We start from the raw sequence: 18,386 nt of genomic DNA, 5'->3' as shown, positions 1-18,386 counted from the left end.
TAGGAGGCAAGATGAACTTAGAAGTTAAATGTCCTATTTTAGGTTTTGAAGATACCAAAAATATGAATTTTTATAAAATAGACGAGGTTTTTTATAGACTTAAAAGCCTTGATGGTAAAGATTTTTCTTTTGTGATGATTGATCCTTATATGATCCGTCCTGATTATGATTTTGAAGTGCCTGATTATTATCAAGAATTATTAGCTTTAAATGAGCAAACTAATTTTGGTGTGTTTGTTATAGTGGCTATTAATGAGCCATTAGAAGAATCTACGGTAAATTTTTTAGCACCTGTTGTGATGAATTATGATAATAACTCTTTAGTGCAAGTGATTTTAGATACAAGCAAATATCCTAATTATTTTCAGTCTGAAAAGATTTCAGCTTTTATTAAACAAACAAAATAATGTCTGAAATTTATATTTTAGGAAATGGTGCTATGGCAAGTGCTATAGCTAAAGGTTTAGAGGATACTTATAAAGTAGTTATTGTTGCTAGGGATTTAAAAAAAGCCAGTGGTTTAAATTTAAAAGTATTATCATATGATGAGTTTGATATGGATAATAAAAATATTATTTTGGCTTTTAAACCTTATGCATTAGAAGAAGTAGCTGTTAAATTAAAAGGCAAGGCAAGATGGCTTATTTCGGTTTTAGCAAACACTACTTTTGAGCGGCTTCATTGTATTGATGCACAAAATTATGTGAAAATTATGCCAAATACAGCAGCCGAATTTAAAGCTTCTACAACTGCTTATTTAATGGAAAAAGATTTATTTAAAGATGAAATTTTATCTTTGCTAAATACTTTTGGTAAAGCCATAAGTTTGCAAAATGAAAAAGAATTTGATATAGCTATGGTTTTGAGTGGTTGTGCTCCTGCATTTTTGGCTTTGGTAGCAGAAAGTTTAGCTAATGCAGGTGTGAAAAATGGTTTAAAAAATGAGCTTAGTTATGAGCTTACTCGTGCAAGTTTTGAAAGCTTTAGTGCTTTGTTTAATCATGCTCATCCTGCTATTATTAAAGAAAAAATTTGTTCTCCAGCAGGAGTAACTATAAAAGGAATTGAAGCTTTGGAAAAAAGAGCTTTGCGCGGTGCCTTTTTTGAAGCTTTTAATGCAAGTTTAAATAAATGAAGCAAGCTTTTAGTCTCCTAGAGCTTGCTTTTTGTATTGTAATTTTATTTTTTATTTTTGGATCTTATTATCTTGTATTTGCAAATAAATCTTTAAATGTTATATGGCAAAATCAAACCCTTTTTAATGAAGAAAAAGAATTGCTAAAGAAAATTCCTTTATATAAAGCAAAAGAGATAAATATAAATAATTACAACTTTTTAGAATACACTAGTGATGAATTTAAACTCAAATCTTTAAAAATAAAAGATTTATCCTATAAAGAAGCTTTTGTAGATGAAAAAGGCTTTTAGTTTATTGGAACTTGCGTTAAGCCTTGTTATTTTGGGTATTTTGATTACTATTTTAATTAATCCAGCTATGTATATTTATAATTATAGTTTTAATGTTAAAAAATCTAGTGAAATATTTTTTGATTTAAATCAAGCTTTACTTAGCATGGAGAAAATTTATAATTCTTGCTTGAATGCAATATTTACAAGTAATTCTTTTGAGTGTTATATGAGTGCAAATGATGATATTTTTTATGATTTGTCATTAAAAAAAATAAACTTCAGTGGTATTATTTTAGAAAATAATGAAAGTTTTTTTAGCCCAAAAAGTAATTTGTATTTTATAGAAAATGGAATTTCTGAAGGAATTTTGAGCAATTATAAAGATATGCATAGTATGAAGAAGTTGAAAATATACACTAGTGATTATATGTATATTTATGATATAAAAAATTCAAAAATCTATAAAATATTAGTTGATGATAGAGAAAAAATCAATTTTTTTGATGAGAGTTTTAGTGGATTTTATACTATTTTATATGCTTATATTAAGGTGTATTTGAAAAATAAAAATATTTATATGCAAATTGATGATTTAAATCATAACAAACAAGTATTTTTATTAGCTCAAAATATTTCAAAACTTATTTTCAAGCATGATGGTGAGTTATTAAAAATTACAATTTGCAGTAATACTCAAAATAGATGTTTAGATAAATGGATGCTTTTGTGAAAAAATCATTTGCAATGATATATACAATATTTTTTATTTTATTTATTTCTTTTATTATGGCGTTTATAATAAAAATTTCTTCATATCCACCAAGAATTATGAAAGATTTAACGCTTTATACCCAAGGAAATATTTTACTTCATGATGCTAAAGAGTTTGCTAAATATTTTTTATATCAAGCCTATTTGGAGGGTAAAGAATGCTTAAGTGAATATAATTTTGAATATAATAATATAAAAATACGAATTGATTATGCTTATCCTTTGGGTGAATGTAAAAATAATAAATTAATTGCAAAGTATGTTCATGCAAAAAGTATTGTAGCGGTAAATATTAGTGTGTTGTTAAATACCAATAAAGCAGTAAATGAAGAAGAGTTTTTACAAAAAAGTTTTTTTATTTATCCTAGGTAGATTGAATGTAAGTTTGAATTCCAATAGCTATCATTTTTACTCCCATAGCCATAATAAAAACTAAAGCAATGCGTGAAAAAACATAAAGTACAAGCTTACCGATAACTTTTTCAATAGTAGCTGAAAAATGAAATAAAGCAAAAATAAAAGCAAAAGTAAGTAATACAGAAGCTATGGCTATAGCTAAATTTTGATCTTCTGAAATAACTACTATGGTAGAAAGTGTTCCAGGTCCTACAAGCATAGGAAATGCCATTGGCACTATACTTTTTTTTAATAATTCTTTGTGGCTTAATCCTTGATAGTGTTGAAATTGAGTGCTTGATGGGGTGAAAAGTAGATTTTTTGTACTCATAATGATTAAAATCAAACCACCTGCAACTCGTAAATCATTAATATCTATTTTAAATAAATATTTCATGATAAATGGTCCAGAAAGTAAAAAAACTAAAACAATACAAAATGCAGTGTAAATGATATTTCTAAAAAGTTTTTTTCTTATATCAGCATCTAGACCTTCAGTCATTGCAATAAATTGTGGAAGATTTCCAAAAGGATTTAAAACTGCTATAATAGCAACGGATGCAAGTAAAATAACATAAATTTCAGATTCTATATCTGAAAACATAAAACAACCTTTTTATTTTCCCAAGCTTAAAAAGCTTGGGTTTGATTTAATAATTATAGTCCTTCAAAAGGATTGGTAACAACTTCTTTTCTATCTACGATATAAGGGATAAGTGCTACATGTCTTGCACGCTTAATAGCAACTTCAACCATTTCTTGGTGTTTTTTGCTAGTGCCTGTTAAACGGCGTGGCATGATTTTAAATCTTTCTGATAAAGCATGTTTTAGCAATGCTGTATCTTTATAGTCTATAAAATCAACTTTAGCTTCAGTATATTTACAATATTTGCGTGAGTATTTTCTTTTTTCTGCCATGTTTTTTCCTTTAAAATGGTAATTCTGTATCATCATCATATTTATCAATATCAATTTCCTTCATAGGGGCTTCCTTTTGAGGATTTTGATAGGTATTATTAGATGAATTTGTTCTAGTTTGTACTTGAGCATAAGGATCAAAGCTTTGTTGTTGATTAAAATTTTGATTATAACCATAATTTTGATTTTCAAAATTACTTTGTTGATTATTTTGTACAGTTGAACCTAGCATTTCTAAATTTTCAACTTGAATACTATGCTTTGATCTGTTTTGTCCATTTTGATCGCTCCATTGCTCAAATCTCAAACGACCTTCGATTAAAATTTTACTACCTTTATTAAGGTATTGATTAGCAATTTCTGCAGTTCTTCCAAAAAAGCTAATGTCGATAAAGCAGGTTTCCTCTCTTTTTTCTCCTGTATTTGTACTAAATCTTCTTGTTACAGCTATAGCAGAAGAGCCTATTGCGCTACCTGATGGAGCATAACGCATTTCTATGTCCCTTGTAAGATTCCCTACTAAAACGACTTTGTTAAACATTAATTAGCCTTCTGTGCTTTCACTAGCTTTAATTTCTTTTTTATTTTGTTTGATACCCTTGCTTAGTCTTTCCCAAGCTGCAATTTCTTTTTTATTTTCATATTTTACGATTAAAAATCTGATTACTTCTTCAGTGATTCTTAATACCCTTTCAAGCTCTGCTATTAAATTTGTAGGAGCTTTGAAATAAATCACAAAATAAGTTCCTCTTTCGTATTTTTTAATTTTGTACGCAAGTTTTCTTGTTCCCATTGGAACTACGCTTTCAATTTCTGCGCCATTTTTTGTAAGGACTTCTTTTACGAATTCCAACTTAGCACTTACTTCTTCTTCTGTAAGTGTTGGTTTTAATATGAATAAAACTTCATAATGTCTCATTTAATTTCTCCTTATGGATATAAAGCCTAAAATTTTAGGCAAGGATTTGCATAAAATGCAAATTTCATTTTACCATAAGTTTTCTTAATTTAACTTTTTAATATGGAGCTAAGTTGTAAAAGTGTTGCGATTAAAAATTCTTTTTTTTCTATTTTAGAATTCTTTTTTAATTCATATTCGCAATTACAAAGTGTCAGAAAGATATTTTTGTATTGTGATATTTTGATCATAAGAGCTTGTTTTTGAAGATTTTGTGCCACAGAAATAGGTGGAGCATAGCCTAAAATTTCTTTTAAGTCTAAATTTCCATAAATTTTAATATGTAAAGCTATTTTAAAAAGTCTAGAAAAATTTGCATATAAGGCATTAATCAATGCTATTTCATTATAATTTTCTAAAATATTTTCAAGTTCGTTTCTTAAATCTTGTTTTTGCATTAATTTATCAAAAAAACTTTCAAAGCTAATAGTACTTAAACTATAACAATGCTCTTGGATGATTTTTTCATTGATATTTAGACCACTAAATTTATTTAACTCATTAGCCGCTAAATATAAATTTTCATTAAAATTATAAAAAAGAGCATAAAGGGCATTTTGAGTAATGTTAATATTTAATTCTTTAGCTTTTAAAGCTAGTAATTCCATGCCTTCCTTAGCTGAATTTACTTTATAAAATCTACAAAAATTATTAGCAAAAATTTTCTCCGCTTCACTTTGTTTGGAGCTTTCATCATAAATTTCAAGTAAAAAATAATTATCTTGCGAATTTTGACAAAGCTGTAAAAGTTGCTTGAGTTCTTTACTTGAGATTTTCTTTTCAGTTTTGATTTCTAGCAGTTTTCTCTCGCTAAATAAAGAAGCACTAGATAAATAATCATATGCTTGCTTAAAATCATATTCTTCAAAATAAAATCTTAAACTCTCATCAAAAGAGTATTTGTCTTTAATAAATTTAGTATAAAGCTCTATTTGGAAATTATCCGCTCCATAAAGCAAGAAATAATTGGGAAAACTATTACCATTAAGTAAGCTTTGGAGTTGATTTTTATACATTTTGGTTTCTTTCTAAACTAAAATGCTTGGTAATTTTGCCAAAAATTTTAGCACTAACAATATCTACTTCAGTGATTTCTACTTCTACATTTTCTAATAAATTTGCCCTTGAACCTATGATGGTAATCAAAGCTCCCTTAATTTCATCATTTAATTTTACTTGCAATGAACTTTGATTTTCTACCACTAAAGCCTTAAATCTTTTTCCTATATTTTCTTTTGCCCATCTTGCAAATTTTCTATCCATGAAATGCCAAGCAACTTTATCTGCTTCTCTTTCTAATAAGCTTAATTCCTCACAAGTGCTTTGTATGTTTAAAAGCAAATAATTAAACATTTTTTCATCATTGTTGATTTTAGCTTTTAAAAGTCTATGTAATATAAGATCAGAATATCTTCTAATAGGACTTGTAAAATGGGTATATTTATCAAAACCTAAGCCAAAATGCCCTGCATTTTCACTAGAATATTCTGCTTTTTTTTGCGCCTTGATGATGAGTTTATCTACTTCTTCTCTTATATTTAGCTCATTTGCTAAGACTTGAATGTCTTTAAATAATTCTATGGCATTATTTTTAGGATTAATATCTATACTAAGTGTTGAAAGATCAGCTAGCAATTGATCTATTTTTTTATAATCAGGACTTAAATGATTTCTAAAAACTCCTATATCAATGAATTTTGCTGCAGCTTTATTAGCTAAAAGCATGCAATCTTCGATTAAATTATGCGAGGCAGTGTCATTTTCAAGGCGTGTTTTTATGAGTTTATTATTTTCATCTAAAGTCATTCTTAGCTCTTGGGTTTTAAACTCACAAGCATTTTTTAATCGTTTTTTTCGTAAATTTTGAGTGATTTTGAAAACCTCATAAAGCCAATTGATTGCGCCTAAATCTTCTTGCTTTTGTAAATACTCATCAACTTCATCGTAATTAAAACGGCGTTTTGAGTTGATAATAGCTTCAAAAAGCTCTTCTTTAATCACTTCATTGTTTTGATTTAAGCTTATTTTAAAACAAAATGCTAACCTATCTTCATTAGGTTTTAGTGAGCAAATATTTTCACTCAAAGCTCTTGGTAACATAGGTATAGCAATATGAGGAAAATAAATCGAAAAACCTCTTGATCTTGCTTCTTTATCAATGGCACTATAAGCATGCACATAAGCACTTACATCAGCTATGGCTACATAAATAGCATGCTCATTTTTATCATAATAAATTGCATCATCAAAATCTTTTGCATCAATTGGATCAATGGTACAAAAATTTAAATTTCTAAGATCTTTTCTTGATGGATACATGCTTGCATCAACTTCATTTCCATAAGCTCTTGCTTCATTTTCACATAAATTATCAAAAACTGCATTTTTATTAAAAAGTGCTAAGGAAATTTTTTCATCTACAAAATCATCATCAATATGCCCTATCACTTCAGTGATATTATTATCATGATTTTCTATTTTTAAAATAGTTCCTAAAGGTAGAGTTTTTAAGGATTTTTGAGAGGCTTTTAAGGCACATGTGAGTCCTGTTTGAATATTTACTCCAAGGACTGCTTCGCCGTATTTTTTAGTTATAACCAAAGATGTTTCATGGGCTCTTTTAAGTATTAAGATAACTTTAGCACTTGGACGCTTTTTTTTAAGAGGAAGTAATTTTGCCACAACTATATCAGCATAATTTGCTCCTTTTAAATTTTTATTTTCTATGAGCAAATCACGCTTAAAAACAGGATCAAAACTTTCTAAAAATCCCGTTCCATTAGCTGAAATATCAATCTTACCAAAAGTAAAGCCATCTTTTAAATAGTATTTGTTTTTATAAAATTTAATGATATCGCAAGTTAGCAACTCTCTAATGATTTGCTTGCTTTTATTGGTAATTTCATCAGCATTTAGACCATAGCTTAGTTGATTAAATAATTCTTTCATAATACTCTTTATAGTAATTTTTCAAAACTTAAATTTTATCATAAAAGGATTAAATTTATATTTTTTAGTTATAATCTTTGCTTTAATTTTAATTTTAGGAGTGCATAATGGCTGTGTCAATTTATTATGATAAAGATTGTGATATTAATTTAATAAAATCAAAAAAAGTAGCTATTATAGGTTTTGGCTCTCAAGGTCATGCTCATGCTATGAATTTAAGAGATAGTGGTGTAGAAGTGATCATAGGCTTAAAAGAGGGTGGGCAAAGTTGGGCAAAAGCTCAAAAAGCAAATTTTATAGTAAAAAGTGTAAAAGAAGCTACTAAAGAAGCAGATTTGATTATGATTTTAGCTCCTGATGAAATTCAAAGTGAAATTTTTAATGAAGAAATTAAAACTGAATTAAAAGCAGGTAAAACTCTAGCATTTGCACATGGATTTAATATCCATTATGGACAAATTGTTGCTCCAAAAGGTATAGATGTGATTATGATAGCTCCTAAAGCTCCAGGTCATACTGTAAGACATGAATTTAGTATAGGCGGGGGTACTCCTTGTTTAATTGCTATCCACCAAGATGAAAGTAAAAATGCTAAAAATTTAGCTTTAAGTTATGCTAGTGCTATAGGTGGTGGTAGAACAGGTATTATAGAAACGACTTTTAAAGCTGAAACTGAAACAGATTTATTTGGCGAACAAGCGGTGCTTTGTGGAGGACTTAGTGCTTTAATCCAAGCTGGTTTTGAAACCTTAGTTGAAGCAGGGTATGAACCTGAAATGGCGTATTTTGAGTGTTTGCATGAAATGAAATTAATTGTAGATTTGATTTATCAAGGTGGTATTGCTGATATGAGATATTCTGTTTCTAATACTGCTGAATATGGAGATTATATCACAGGACCTAAGATTATTACCAAAGAAACTAAAGAAGCTATGAAAGGTGTTTTAAAAGATATACAAAATGGAAGTTTTGCCAAAGATTTTATCTTAGAAAGAAGAGCGAATTTTGCAAGAATGCATGCAGAGCGTAAATTAATGAATGATTCTTTGATAGAAAAAACAGGACGCGAACTTCGCGCTATGATGCCTTGGATTAGTGCTAAAAAATTAGTTGATAAAGATAAAAACTAATTTGAAAACTATAAATAAAAAATACAAAGTGCTTTTAGCGCTTTGTCTTGTTGTAATTGGAATTTTTCTTTTTGCATTTGGAGCTTTGTTTTTAAAAAAAGAAGAAAATAAAACCTTAGACTATAATCAAACCATAGTTAAAAAAGAACTATTACCACCTACAAAAGAGCAAGAAAATAATTTTAGTTTTAATGATATAAATTTGACTTTAGAAAATGAAAAATTAGAATTTTTAGATAAAAACATTAGTGAAATTTTAAATTTAAACCCTGTAAATACAGAGTTAAATCAAACTAAAGAGGATAATCAAACTTTAATTTTAGAAGTAATAGATCAAAATACAAGCAAAGAATTAATCAATAAAGAGCAAAATATATCAGATAAAAATGAGGATAATAAAACTCAAATCCTAGTGCAAAAAAATACCAAACCTCGTCTAGCAATTATTATAGATGATATGGCAAGTCACACTCATGTAGATATGCTTAAAAAAACAAATTTAAAATTAATCCCATCTTTTTTTCCACCTGATAAACGCCATCCTTATACAGCTGAGTTTGCAAAGGATTTTGACTTTTTTATGGTGCATTTGCCTCTTGCTGCTATAAAATATGACAAGGCAGAATTAAATACTTTACACCCTAGTGATGATATGGAAAAAATAAGCAAGCGCATTGCTTTTGTAAAAGAACAATTTCCAAAAGTAAAATTTATTAACAACCACACAGGAAGTTTATTTACTGCAAATAAGCAGGCTATGGGAAAATTATTTAGTGCCTTTAAACAAAATGATTTTATTTTTGTAGATTCAAGAACCATAGGAAATTCTAAAGCTAAAAATTTAGTAAGTCATTTTGAACAACCTTATATAGCTAGAGATGTTTTTTTGGATAATGAAGATGATATAGCATATATTAAAAACCAACTCAGACAAGCAGTAGAAGAGGCAAAAAAGAAAGGTTTTGCTATCGCTATTGGTCATCCAAGAGAAAAGACTTTTAAGGCCTTGATGCAAAGTAAAGATTTGTTAAATTCAGTTGAGCTTGTGTATTTAAATGAAATTTATTGAGAATATTGAAGATTTTAAAAATCTTTTAAATCCACCTTCAAAGATTTATTATAAAGGCAATTTAGAGCTTTTAAATGCTAGAAAAGTAGCTATTATAGGTTCTAGAAAAATGAGCGTTTATACTAAAAATTGTCTCATTGAGTTAGTATCTTTGTTAAAAAAAATTAAGGTTTGTGTAGTAAGTGGTGGGGCTTTGGGTGTGGATATCCAAGCAGCTAAAATAGCTTATCCTCAAACTATAGCCATATTTGCTAATGGACTTGATGAGATTTATCCAAAAGCTAATACAAATGAAATTTTAAATATTTATGAAAATGCATTAGCTTTAAGTGAAAATGAAGCAAAATATAAAGCAAAGCCATATGATTTTTTATTAAGAAATAGGCTTATTATTGCTTTAAGTGAGGTTGTTATAATAGCTCAAGCTGATTTAAAAAGTGGTTCTATGCAAAGTGCAAGGCTTGCTTTGAGTATGAATAAACCTATATATGTATTACCTCATAGGAAAGATGAAAGTGAAGGAACAAATTTGCTTTTAGCCACAAAAAAAGCAAATTTAATTCATAATTTTGAGGAATTTGCAAAAATGTTTGGAGAGCTTTATCAAGAGCAAAGTGAGGATGATTTGTTAAGCTTTTTAAAGCATGAAAATGATTTAGAAAAAGTTTTGAAAAAATTTGGTGATAGAGTTTATGAATATGAACTTGAGGGTCTGGTGGAAATTTCTGGAGTGAAAATAAGAGCTTGCATATGAATACTTTAGCGTTAGATATAGGTTTAAAGCGTATTGGTGTTGCTTTGTGTATTAATAAAAGCATGGCCATGCCGCTTGAAGCTATCATTAGAAAAAACCGCAATCAAGCAGCAAATGAGGTAAAAAAATACATTAAAGACTATGATGTAAATACTTTGGTGGTAGGAATTCCTTTGGGCGGATCTAGTGAAGATGAAATGCGAAAAAGAATAGAGCATTTCATATCTTTACTTGATTTTGATAAAGAAGTTTTTTTTGTTGATGAGAGTTTTAGCTCTAAAAATGCACAAGAGCTTGGTGTAGTGAATTTAAAGAAAAAAGATGGCAAACTTGATTCTTTAGCTGCATATTTACTTTTAAAGGATTTTTATGGCCTTGCTTGATTTAAATACAGCTTTAGATGAAATTTATACAAAAGAGCAAAAAGAACAAATCCTTCAAAGTTTTAATCAAGAAAAATATGTCAATATTTTTAGAAATTCTTTGCTTATTGACAATGAAAAACTAGAAGAAATTCTAAATGAAAAAAATATAAAATTTAAAAAAATTGATTTGTATTGTTATAAAATACCTAGTATTTTTAAAAGCAAATTAAGCTCAATGAATGCTTTTAATGAGGGTAAGTTTTATATACAAAATTATTCTTCGTATTTATGTGCTAAAACCTTGGGCGTTAAAGCTGGTGAGAGTGTATTAGATATGTGTGCAGCTCCTGGTGGAAAAAGTTTAAATTTGGCCAATTTTATGCAAAATGAAGGTTATTTAGCAAGTTGTGAATTATCTAAAACACGCTTTTTTACCTTAAAAACAACTATGGAAAATTATCAAGTTAAAATTGCAAAATGCTTTTTAAAAGACGCACGCACTATAGGTAAAGCTTGTCCTTTGAAATTTGATAAAATTTTGCTTGATGCGCCTTGTTCAACTTTTGCAAAAATGGGTTTTGAAATACAAAAAAACACAAAAGAAATTAAGCAAATAGCAAATTTGCAAAAAAAACTTTTACATTCAGCATTACTAGCCTTAAAACATGATGGGGAATTGGTTTATAGTACTTGTACATTTTTAAGAGAAGAAAATGAAGCTGTTTTAGAAAATGCGTTAAGAAATGAAAATTTTAAATTAGAATTACTAGATTTTGATTTATTAAATGTTAACTTCATTAATGCAAAAAGTGATGATTTTGACTTGTCATTTGCCAAAAGAGTTTTACCAGATAATTATGCAGATGGGTTTTTTATAGCAAAAGTGAAAAAACATTAAAAATCAATAAAATTAAATGTGAAAAATATTTTTACTCATAAAACTTAAAGTGCTATTTTTAGATACTTAGAAGCTAAAATCACATCGTGAAACTCTTGTGAATAAAATATTGAAATTTTGAAAACTTAAATTAAAGAAGTGGTAAATAACTAAAATAAAATATATTAAAGATAAATAAGCACGAGGCTTATTTATCTCTTAAATTTAATTCGCTGATTAATTTAGAATAAGCTTGATAATCTTTTCTTTTTAGATAAGATAAAAGTCTTTTTCTTTGACCAACAAGCTTTAAAAGACCTAAACGAGAAGAAAAATCTTTTTTGTAGATTTTTAAATGTTCTGTTAAATCTGAAATTCTTGCACTTAAAAGTGCGATTTGAACTTCTGGAGAACCCGTATCTCCTTCTTTTCTAGCAAATTTTGCAACTATTTCTGCTTTTTTAGCCGAATCTAAAGCCATAATAGACCTCCTGAGCGGTATTTAAAATAAAAAGTGCAATTATAACTAAAAAAACAAAAAAAATGCTGAAATTTAAAAAATAAGAAATTTAATATTTAACAACACATATTTTTGATATAATTAAAATTTTTATTTAAAGTTAAAAATAGATATTGTTTATTAATATTTCAATGAAAGGAAAAAAGTGTTATTTACCAAAGCTAGCGAATATGCTTTATTGTCTTTAATTCATATAGCAAAATCCCAAGAACCACAAGATGTAGATACTATGTCAAGTGTTTTAGATATACCAAAAAGTTTTTTAGCAAAAATTTTACAAGCGCTTGCCAAAGACGCACTTTTGAAATCTTATAAGGGTGCTAAAGGTGGATTTATGCTTGTTAAAAAGCCAAGTGAATACACTTTAAAAGAAATTATTAATAGTGTAGAGAAAAAATCTATCAATGTATTTGAGTGCAGTAATGGAATTTGTCCTTCGCAAAAAGAAGAAAATTGTAAAATTATGCCTGTGTTGGTGAAGCTTCAAAATAAGATAGATGATTTTTTAGTTTCTATTACTCTAGAGGATATTATTCAAAATAATGGCTAAAAGGGATATTTTTAGCTTAGTATTGCCTTGGATTGCTCCACTTGTTGCACCTATTTTAAAGGCAAAGAGTCTAACTATAGTAGCTGTAATTATTGCAATTTTAGCTATTATTATAGTACCTTTACCAAGTATAGTTTTAGATTTTTTTCTTGCATTAAGTATAGCAATTTCAGTTTTAATTATTTTAATTTCTTTATATATACCAAAACCTACAGATTTAACAACTTTTCCAACTATGATTTTAATTATTACGCTTTTTAGACTTTCACTTAACATAGCTACAACGCGTATGATTTTAAGCGAAGGTCATCAAGGTCCAGCTGCTGTTAGTGATATAGTGGCAAGTTTTGGTGAATTTGTTGTTGGTGGAAATTATGTTATAGGTATGGTTGTTTTTTGTATTTTAGTTTTAATCAATTTTATGGTTGTAACTAAAGGTAGTACAAGGGTTTCTGAAGTTCAAGCAAGATTTACCCTTGATGCAATGCCAGGTAAGCAAATGGCTATTGATGCGGATTTAAATGCAGGTTTGATTGATGAAAAAACTGCACGCGCAAGACGCCAAGAAATCATAGCTGAAGCAAATTTTTATGGAGCAATGGATGGTTCTTCTAAATTTATAAAAGGGGATGCTGTTGCTGGGATTATTATCACCATTGTAAATTTAATTGGTGGGTTTATGATAGGTTATTTTCAGCATGATATGGAGCTTGGAGAATGTGCTTCAACTTATACTATATTAACAATAGGTGATGGACTTGTTTCTCAAATTCCTGGACTTATAACTTCAACGGCAACTGCAATTATCATCACGCGTGCTAGTAAAGATGAGGATAATTTTGCTGAAGGTTCTATCAATCAGCTTTTAGGGGAATACAAAACTTTATTAATTGTAGGCTTTGTTTTATTTATATTTGCTTTAGTACCAGGCTTACCACATTTTTCTTTGGGCTTTATGGCTTTGGTGTTTTTAGGACTTGGTTATATGATAAAGCAAGTGCAAGAAGGTAAAATTCAAATCAATGCAATTTCAGCTAAAAAGTCTCAAGAAACCCATGAAGAAGAACAAGCTAAACCTCAAAAACGCAGCGAAGAAGAAATCTTAAAAGAAGAAGAAAATAAAATCACAGATATTTTAAAATTAGAAATTTTAGAATTAGAATTAGGCTATGGACTTATTAAGTTAGCAGAAAGTGAATTAACAGAGCGTATTAGATCAACAAGACGCAATATAGCTCAAAGTTTAGGTTTTTTAATGCCAAAAATTAGAATTAGAGATAATTTGCAATTAAAACCAAATGAATATACTTTTAAACTCAAAGGTGTAGGTATAGCTAGTGCTGAAATTTATCCCGATAAATATCTAGCTATGGATAGTGGTTTTATCACTGAACCTATCGAAGGTATAGCTACTAAAGAACCTGCTTTTAATTCTGATGCTTTGTGGATAGAATCATCCTTAAAAGATGAGGCAACGCTGAATGGTTATATTGTAATTGATCCAGCAAGTGTGATTTCAACCCATATGAGTGAGCTTATAAAAGCTAATGCTTCAGAGCTTTTAACTAAACAAGAAGTGCAAAATTTATTAGATAAAATCAAAAATGATTATCCTATCGTGGTAGATGATTGTTTAAGGGTTGCTAGCATAGGTTTAATTCAAAAAGTTTTAAAAGCTTTACTTAAAGAGCATATTCCTATTAAAGATATGCTTACAATTTTAGAATCAATTAGTGATATAGCTGAAGTAAGCAAGAGTTTGGATATGATTATTGAGCATGTAAGGGCTTCTTTAGCAAGAGCAATTACAAATTTATATGTGGATGAAAAAGGGCAAATTAGCTTTTATATTTTTGATGCTGCTGCAGCTGCAAAATTAATGGAGCATGTGCAGTTTAAAGATGGTTCGTATCATTTAATGATAAATGTAGCTCAAACTGGTGCTTTAGTAGAAGCTTTAAAAGCTGAACTTGCAAGTGTGGCAAATACAAGAATTAAGCCTTTCTTGCTTTGTGTTGAGCCGCAACTTAGAAAATTCATTGCTGATATTTGTTCTAATTTTGGTATTAATATTACGGTCTTAAGTTTTGCTGAGATTGCAGAAAATACCAAGTTTGAAACAGAAGGTATCATAAAAGTTGATAATTTATAAAGGAAAAATATGAAAATTTATCATCTTTCACATACGGATTTAGATGGCTATGCTTGTCAGTATGTGCTAGATTTTTATTTTAAGAATTGTTATTTTTATAATTCTAATTATGGTAAAGAGATTAATGAAAATTTTAATGTGATTTTTAAAAATATAGAGGAAGATTTAAAGCAAAATCCTAATGAAGAATTTGTGATTTTAATCACGGATTTAAATTTAACATTAAGTCAATGTGAAGATTTTCAAAAAGCCATAGAAGGCAAAAAAATCAAACTTTTACTTTTAGATCATCATCAAAGTGGCTTAGAATGTATGCAAAAATATCCTTGGTATTTTTTAGATGATAAAAGATGTGCTACTAAGATTGTTTATGATTTTTTTAGTAAATGTTATGGTGAAAATAAGGCTTTGTCAGAATTTGTGGATGTGGTAAATGCAGTAGATATTTGGTTGAGTGAAGATGAGAATTTTGAACTTGGAAAAGTACTACTTGGTATGGTTTCTGGAGCAAAAGAAATCAATAGGGTAATGTTTGCACAAGAAAATATCAAATATCTTTTTTATCTTTTTGATGTTTGTAGAAAATACATTCATCAAAAAAATGCTCATATTAATTTAGATGATGATTTGCATGGCTTAAAAAAATCTTTTTTTAAAAAAGAAAATGATGATACTTTAAGCAATTTAATTTCAAAATTTGTGGTAGAAAGACTAAGTGTAAATAAAGAAAAATTTAGTGTATTTTATAAAGGAAGTAAAGGTTTATTAACTTCAAATATAGGCAATACTTCCGTAATTGGAAATGATTTTTTAATGCAAAATCCTGATTTTGATTTTTTTGTTGATCTTAGTTCGAGAAAAACCTTAAGTTTTAGAGCAAATAATAAAATCGATGTGAGTTTGATGGCTAAAAGTTTGGTCAATGGGGGAGGGCATAAAAATGCTAGCGGTGGATTGTTTGCTGCGTATAAAGATAGCTCTAACTATGATTTCATAAAAGCACAATTTGTAGATTTAATTAAAAGCAAAGAATTAAAGGAAAATAATGAAAACAAATCATGATTTTAAAGAAGAAATAGAAAATTTACAATATGAATTAAGCATAGTTTTAGAAGCAATGCTCTTGTTTGCTGGGGTAAAAAGAGTAAAATTAGAAAAAGCAATTGGAGTTTATATTGATTGTATTGATGAAGTTTGTCAAAATACCCAAAAAGAGGGAGTTGATGAGATCTTAGAAGTAGTAGAGTACTTAAAAATTCATCATAAAGATTTATTTGAATGAAAAATTTATTATTGCTTTTTATAGGAATTTTTTCTTATGCAAATATCTATGAAGATTTAAGTGATTTTGCTTATAATAAACAAAACACGCTAAATTTAAGCTCTAGTCAAGCTTTATTTTTAGAATACAAACAAAACAAACAAGCTTGTGTGGATATAGTACTTGCTAAAGATAAGGCTTTCGTGGTTAAATTTTATCCACTGTGTGAAAATTTAAACGAAAAAAATCTAAATGAATACTTAAATACGCAATTTATAAGTTTATACACTAAAGATTTATCAAAACTAAGAAAAGAAATTGCTGATATTAAAAATATTATGCGCGATTTTATGATTTATTATACCTTACATCAATCTTTTGCAAATGAAATTAAGAAAATGAGTAAAAATGATAAATTACAAGCGTATGAACTAGATGAGAAGAAAGGTGGAAAAATTCTCTACAAGGTCAATAATCAAGCTTGTGTAATTTTTGATTTATATTTAGATGAAAATCTGCAAGCTAGTATGCAAGTAAGTGGAATGGAAAATTTGGATAAAACTTGTATGGAGTTAATCTCATCCCCTGATTTTAAAGACTTATCTTTCACAAAAGAGGGTATGAGAAAATATAAATTAAAAAACTAATCTAAAAAATCTTAAATAATATAACTTTAAAATTCTACTTAAAGCCATTTTTTTTCTTTCTATATTGGAAAACACATAAGCTTCAAGATCTTGCTTTTCTCTTAAAGTAAGATTTTTCATTATTATAAACCTTTTAAAAAATATTGCTAGACGCAATTATATTATCTTTTCTTTTAAAAAAACTGAAAAATAAGTTTTTATATATTATATATAAATAGCTAAACAAACTTTAGTTATATAGACTAAATAATTTTAAATATTTTTATTTAAAAATAACTTGACATTATTATACTAAAGTTGTATAATTATCTTGTCACTTAAAAACATTGAGTGCTAAAATAAAAAATTTAAGGTTTTATAGTGAAGTCTTATAGTAAAAAAGATTTAATTTTAAAAACTATCATTGAAACCTATCTAGAGGATAATAACCCTGTGGGTTCTAATGAGTTAAATCATAAAGTTAGCATACCTGCTTCTACTATAAGAGTTTATTTTAAAAAATTAAGTGATGAGGGTGTATTAACGCAACTTCATATTAGCAGTGGTCGCATACCAACTTTTAGTGCTATGAAGGCTTATTGGTATGAGCAACTTTGCGAAGATGAGATTGTGATTAACGATCTTGCATTGTTGGAGTTTTTGCTTGATAAGTTTGAAATTTATACCTTAGTTTATGGTGGCGATGAGCTTATTTTGCAAGATATTACCAAGGTTAATGATAAATTTATCATACTTGATTTTGGACAAAATGAGTTGGTTTTAAGATTTAGCCAAGATAGTCTGGTTTTCTTACAAAGACTTATAGGGCTTGATCTAAAAAGTATTGAAAATTTAGCTTTTAGAGTTGAGTTTAAAGAGTTATTGGAAAAAATAACTATGCTAAAAGAAGCTATGGTTTATTATAGATATAATGAGAGTAAAGCTTATCAAATTTATCAAAATGATGAATTTGCTAAGCTTTTATCTCCTCAAATTGGATTTTATTTTAACGATAAATTGCAATTTGATCCTTTATTTGAAGAGGGTTTTATGGGATTAAAGCTTAAGAGTACATTTTTAGGCAAAGAATCTAATGTGGTTTTTGCTGGTAGTGTGTATTCTGATTTTAAAACAATGTTAAATATTATAAAGGAGGCTGCGTGAGCGAAGAAAAGCAAAATGAGCAAATGCAAGAAGAAGCAGTGGAAAATTCAGAAAATCAAAACAATGAATTAGAAAAACTTCAAGCAGAGTATAATGAGTTAAAAGATACTTATTTAAGAGCAAATGCTGAATTTGAAAATATCAAAAAAAGAATGGAAAAAGAAAAAATTTCAGCAACAATTTATGCAAATGAAAGTTTTGCTAAAGATTTGCTTGATGTAGTTGATGCATTAGAGGCGGCTATTAATGTAGAAGCTAATGATGAATTAAGTTTGAAAATAAAAGAAGGGGTTCAAAACACTTTAGACTTGCTTTTGAAAAAACTTGAAAAACATATGGTTAAAGCAATAGAAGCAAATGGTGAGTTTGATCCAAATTTACATGAAGCGATGTTTCATGTTGAAAGCGCCGATCATGAAAGTAATCATATTGTCCAACTTTTACAAAAGGGCTATATGATGAATGATAGAGTAATTAGATCAGCAAAAGTTAGTGTTGCAAAATAAAATTTAATAA

Annotated in this window: 25 protein-coding genes; 17 read left to right on the top strand and 8 right to left on the bottom strand. The window is 28.1% G+C overall.

The window, feature by feature from the left end; genetic code table 11:
- The first annotated feature begins 11 nt into the window (after positions 1-11).
- The 5 genes from fliW to L8T82_RS01100 all read left to right on the top strand — a co-directional run bounded on the left by fliW (position 12) and on the right by L8T82_RS01100 (position 2,553).
- On the top strand, positions 12-407 hold the full coding sequence (gene fliW, locus L8T82_RS01120; RefSeq protein ID WP_012661666.1) for a flagellar assembly protein FliW: 396 nt from the start codon (positions 12-14) through the stop codon (positions 405-407).
- Positions 407-1,135 (top strand): pyrroline-5-carboxylate reductase, encoded by a 729-nt coding sequence (locus L8T82_RS01115; RefSeq protein WP_263659080.1) that lies wholly within the window; start codon positions 407-409, stop codon positions 1,133-1,135. The genes fliW and L8T82_RS01115 overlap by 1 nt, the downstream gene beginning before the upstream one ends.
- Entirely contained in the window at positions 1,132-1,428 is a 297-nt protein-coding gene (locus L8T82_RS01110; RefSeq protein ID WP_263725695.1) for a hypothetical protein, read from the top strand. The genes L8T82_RS01115 and L8T82_RS01110 overlap by 4 nt, the downstream gene beginning before the upstream one ends.
- Entirely contained in the window at positions 1,412-2,140 is a 729-nt protein-coding gene (locus tag L8T82_RS01105) for a prepilin-type N-terminal cleavage/methylation domain-containing protein (RefSeq protein WP_263725694.1), read from the top strand. Before L8T82_RS01110 ends, L8T82_RS01105 begins: the two co-directional genes overlap by 17 nt.
- Before the next feature lie 98 nt (positions 2,141-2,238).
- On the top strand, positions 2,239-2,553 hold the full coding sequence (locus L8T82_RS01100; RefSeq protein WP_220567246.1) for a hypothetical protein: 315 nt from the start codon (positions 2,239-2,241) through the stop codon (positions 2,551-2,553).
- Here the strand turns inward: L8T82_RS01100 and L8T82_RS01095 are convergent.
- From L8T82_RS01095 to L8T82_RS01070, 6 genes are all read right to left on the bottom strand, one after another.
- Positions 2,546-3,181: a MarC family protein gene (locus L8T82_RS01095; RefSeq protein WP_263659084.1), complete on the bottom strand. Its 636-nt coding sequence runs from the start codon at positions 3,179-3,181 to the stop codon at positions 2,546-2,548. The genes L8T82_RS01100 and L8T82_RS01095 overlap by 8 nt on opposite strands.
- A 53-nt stretch (positions 3,182-3,234) precedes the next feature.
- Positions 3,235-3,495 (bottom strand): 30S ribosomal protein S18, encoded by a 261-nt coding sequence (gene rpsR / locus L8T82_RS01090; RefSeq protein ID WP_039618521.1) that lies wholly within the window; start codon positions 3,493-3,495, stop codon positions 3,235-3,237.
- 10 nt (positions 3,496-3,505) lie between these two features.
- The gene (locus L8T82_RS01085) at positions 3,506-4,036 is read right to left on the bottom strand and encodes a single-stranded DNA-binding protein (RefSeq protein WP_133318788.1); all 531 of its coding nucleotides are present in this window, start codon (positions 4,034-4,036) and stop codon (positions 3,506-3,508) included.
- Between the two features lie 3 nt (positions 4,037-4,039).
- Positions 4,040-4,414: a 30S ribosomal protein S6 gene (gene rpsF, locus L8T82_RS01080; RefSeq protein ID WP_133318789.1), complete on the bottom strand. Its 375-nt coding sequence runs from the start codon at positions 4,412-4,414 to the stop codon at positions 4,040-4,042.
- Positions 4,415-4,503: 89 nt separating this feature from the next.
- Complete coding sequence (holA, locus tag L8T82_RS01075; RefSeq protein WP_263725693.1) at positions 4,504-5,469, bottom strand: DNA polymerase III subunit delta; 966 nt, start codon at positions 5,467-5,469, stop codon at positions 4,504-4,506.
- The gene (locus L8T82_RS01070; protein ID WP_263725692.1) at positions 5,462-7,402 is read right to left on the bottom strand and encodes a VacB/RNase II family 3'-5' exoribonuclease; all 1,941 of its coding nucleotides are present in this window, start codon (positions 7,400-7,402) and stop codon (positions 5,462-5,464) included. Before L8T82_RS01070 ends, holA begins: the two co-directional genes overlap by 8 nt.
- Before the next feature lie 107 nt (positions 7,403-7,509).
- Between L8T82_RS01070 and ilvC the strand changes: the two genes are divergently transcribed.
- From ilvC to L8T82_RS01045, 5 genes are read left to right on the top strand one after another with little or no spacing between them, the layout of a single operon-like run.
- Positions 7,510-8,532 (top strand): ketol-acid reductoisomerase, encoded by a 1,023-nt coding sequence (gene ilvC / locus L8T82_RS01065; RefSeq protein ID WP_263659087.1) that lies wholly within the window; start codon positions 7,510-7,512, stop codon positions 8,530-8,532.
- A 1-nt stretch (position 8,533) separates the two neighbouring features.
- The gene (locus L8T82_RS01060) at positions 8,534-9,601 is read left to right on the top strand and encodes a divergent polysaccharide deacetylase family protein (protein WP_263725691.1); all 1,068 of its coding nucleotides are present in this window, start codon (positions 8,534-8,536) and stop codon (positions 9,599-9,601) included.
- Complete coding sequence (locus L8T82_RS01055; RefSeq protein WP_263725690.1) at positions 9,588-10,355, top strand: DNA-protecting protein DprA; 768 nt, start codon at positions 9,588-9,590, stop codon at positions 10,353-10,355. The genes L8T82_RS01060 and L8T82_RS01055 overlap by 14 nt, the downstream gene beginning before the upstream one ends.
- Complete coding sequence (gene ruvX, locus L8T82_RS01050; RefSeq protein ID WP_263725689.1) at positions 10,352-10,738, top strand: Holliday junction resolvase RuvX; 387 nt, start codon at positions 10,352-10,354, stop codon at positions 10,736-10,738. The genes L8T82_RS01055 and ruvX overlap by 4 nt, the downstream gene beginning before the upstream one ends.
- Positions 10,725-11,618, top strand: a complete 894-nt coding sequence (locus tag L8T82_RS01045; protein ID WP_263725688.1) for an RsmB/NOP family class I SAM-dependent RNA methyltransferase — start codon at positions 10,725-10,727, stop codon at positions 11,616-11,618. Before ruvX ends, L8T82_RS01045 begins: the two co-directional genes overlap by 14 nt.
- A gap of 187 nt (positions 11,619-11,805) precedes the next feature.
- On the opposite strand, the gene rpsO is transcribed toward L8T82_RS01045, so the two are convergent.
- On the bottom strand, positions 11,806-12,078 hold the full coding sequence (rpsO, locus tag L8T82_RS01040) for a 30S ribosomal protein S15 (RefSeq protein ID WP_012661650.1): 273 nt from the start codon (positions 12,076-12,078) through the stop codon (positions 11,806-11,808).
- Positions 12,079-12,262: 184 nt separating this feature from the next.
- On the opposite strand from rpsO, the gene L8T82_RS01035 reads away from it, so the two are divergent.
- The 5 genes from L8T82_RS01035 to L8T82_RS01015 are packed head-to-tail and all read left to right on the top strand — an operon-like array spanning position 12,263 to position 16,727.
- Positions 12,263-12,667: an Rrf2 family transcriptional regulator gene (locus L8T82_RS01035; RefSeq protein WP_220567238.1), complete on the top strand. Its 405-nt coding sequence runs from the start codon at positions 12,263-12,265 to the stop codon at positions 12,665-12,667.
- On the top strand, positions 12,660-14,819 hold the full coding sequence (gene flhA, locus L8T82_RS01030; protein WP_133318796.1) for a flagellar biosynthesis protein FlhA: 2,160 nt from the start codon (positions 12,660-12,662) through the stop codon (positions 14,817-14,819). Before L8T82_RS01035 ends, flhA begins: the two co-directional genes overlap by 8 nt.
- A gap of 9 nt (positions 14,820-14,828) precedes the next feature.
- The gene (locus tag L8T82_RS01025; protein WP_039618500.1) at positions 14,829-15,881 is read left to right on the top strand and encodes a DHH family phosphoesterase; all 1,053 of its coding nucleotides are present in this window, start codon (positions 14,829-14,831) and stop codon (positions 15,879-15,881) included.
- A complete protein-coding gene (locus L8T82_RS01020; RefSeq protein WP_257942438.1) occupies positions 15,865-16,101 on the top strand; it encodes a hypothetical protein in 237 nt (78 codons plus the stop codon). The genes L8T82_RS01025 and L8T82_RS01020 overlap by 17 nt, the downstream gene beginning before the upstream one ends.
- Complete coding sequence (locus L8T82_RS01015) at positions 16,098-16,727, top strand: hypothetical protein (protein WP_263665195.1); 630 nt, start codon at positions 16,098-16,100, stop codon at positions 16,725-16,727. The genes L8T82_RS01020 and L8T82_RS01015 overlap by 4 nt, the downstream gene beginning before the upstream one ends.
- Here the strand turns inward: L8T82_RS01015 and L8T82_RS01010 are convergent.
- Positions 16,716-16,847 (bottom strand): hypothetical protein, encoded by a 132-nt coding sequence (locus L8T82_RS01010; protein WP_256374638.1) that lies wholly within the window; start codon positions 16,845-16,847, stop codon positions 16,716-16,718. The genes L8T82_RS01015 and L8T82_RS01010 overlap by 12 nt on opposite strands.
- A 240-nt stretch (positions 16,848-17,087) precedes the next feature.
- On the opposite strand from L8T82_RS01010, the gene L8T82_RS01005 reads away from it, so the two are divergent.
- The gene (locus tag L8T82_RS01005; RefSeq protein WP_133318800.1) at positions 17,088-17,870 is read left to right on the top strand and encodes an HrcA family transcriptional regulator; all 783 of its coding nucleotides are present in this window, start codon (positions 17,088-17,090) and stop codon (positions 17,868-17,870) included.
- A complete protein-coding gene (gene grpE, locus L8T82_RS01000; RefSeq protein WP_114640401.1) occupies positions 17,867-18,376 on the top strand; it encodes a nucleotide exchange factor GrpE in 510 nt (169 codons plus the stop codon). Before L8T82_RS01005 ends, grpE begins: the two co-directional genes overlap by 4 nt.
- Positions 18,377-18,386 lie beyond the last annotated feature (10 nt).

The sequence above is a fragment of the Campylobacter sp. IFREMER_LSEM_CL292 genome (assembly GCF_025771615.1).
Lineage (GTDB): Bacteria > Campylobacterota > Campylobacteria > Campylobacterales > Campylobacteraceae > Campylobacter_D > Campylobacter_D lari_D.
Note: the sequence above shows the minus strand (reverse complement) of the source record. Positions and strands in the feature narration are given on the sequence as shown.

What these genes read in the sequence shown, in the direction of transcription:
- fliW (WP_012661666.1), top strand. Translation starts at nt 12, where the DNA reads ATGAACTTAGAAGTTAAATGTCCTATTTTAGGTTTTGAAGATACCAAA.
- L8T82_RS01115 (WP_263659080.1), top strand. Translation starts at nt 407, where the DNA reads ATGTCTGAAATTTATATTTTAGGAAATGGTGCTATGGCAAGTGCTATA.
- L8T82_RS01110 (WP_263725695.1), top strand. Translation starts at nt 1,132, where the DNA reads ATGAAGCAAGCTTTTAGTCTCCTAGAGCTTGCTTTTTGTATTGTAATT.
- L8T82_RS01105 (WP_263725694.1), top strand. Translation starts at nt 1,412, where the DNA reads ATGAAAAAGGCTTTTAGTTTATTGGAACTTGCGTTAAGCCTTGTTATT.
- L8T82_RS01100 (WP_220567246.1), top strand. Translation starts at nt 2,239, where the DNA reads ATGAAAGATTTAACGCTTTATACCCAAGGAAATATTTTACTTCATGAT.
- L8T82_RS01095 (WP_263659084.1), bottom strand. Translation starts at nt 3,181, where the DNA reads ATGTTTTCAGATATAGAATCTGAAATTTATGTTATTTTACTTGCATCC.
- rpsR (WP_039618521.1), bottom strand. Translation starts at nt 3,495, where the DNA reads ATGGCAGAAAAAAGAAAATACTCACGCAAATATTGTAAATATACTGAA.
- L8T82_RS01085 (WP_133318788.1), bottom strand. Translation starts at nt 4,036, where the DNA reads ATGTTTAACAAAGTCGTTTTAGTAGGGAATCTTACAAGGGACATAGAA.
- rpsF (WP_133318789.1), bottom strand. Translation starts at nt 4,414, where the DNA reads ATGAGACATTATGAAGTTTTATTCATATTAAAACCAACACTTACAGAA.
- holA (WP_263725693.1), bottom strand. Translation starts at nt 5,469, where the DNA reads ATGTATAAAAATCAACTCCAAAGCTTACTTAATGGTAATAGTTTTCCC.
- L8T82_RS01070 (WP_263725692.1), bottom strand. Translation starts at nt 7,402, where the DNA reads ATGAAAGAATTATTTAATCAACTAAGCTATGGTCTAAATGCTGATGAA.
- ilvC (WP_263659087.1), top strand. Translation starts at nt 7,510, where the DNA reads ATGGCTGTGTCAATTTATTATGATAAAGATTGTGATATTAATTTAATA.
- L8T82_RS01055 (WP_263725690.1), top strand. Translation starts at nt 9,588, where the DNA reads ATGAAATTTATTGAGAATATTGAAGATTTTAAAAATCTTTTAAATCCA.
- ruvX (WP_263725689.1), top strand. Translation starts at nt 10,352, where the DNA reads ATGAATACTTTAGCGTTAGATATAGGTTTAAAGCGTATTGGTGTTGCT.
- L8T82_RS01045 (WP_263725688.1), top strand. Translation starts at nt 10,725, where the DNA reads ATGGCCTTGCTTGATTTAAATACAGCTTTAGATGAAATTTATACAAAA.
- rpsO (WP_012661650.1), bottom strand. Translation starts at nt 12,078, where the DNA reads ATGGCTTTAGATTCGGCTAAAAAAGCAGAAATAGTTGCAAAATTTGCT.
- flhA (WP_133318796.1), top strand. Translation starts at nt 12,660, where the DNA reads ATGGCTAAAAGGGATATTTTTAGCTTAGTATTGCCTTGGATTGCTCCA.
- L8T82_RS01025 (WP_039618500.1), top strand. Translation starts at nt 14,829, where the DNA reads ATGAAAATTTATCATCTTTCACATACGGATTTAGATGGCTATGCTTGT.
- L8T82_RS01020 (WP_257942438.1), top strand. Translation starts at nt 15,865, where the DNA reads ATGAAAACAAATCATGATTTTAAAGAAGAAATAGAAAATTTACAATAT.
- L8T82_RS01015 (WP_263665195.1), top strand. Translation starts at nt 16,098, where the DNA reads ATGAAAAATTTATTATTGCTTTTTATAGGAATTTTTTCTTATGCAAAT.
- L8T82_RS01010 (WP_256374638.1), bottom strand. Translation starts at nt 16,847, where the DNA reads ATGAAAAATCTTACTTTAAGAGAAAAGCAAGATCTTGAAGCTTATGTG.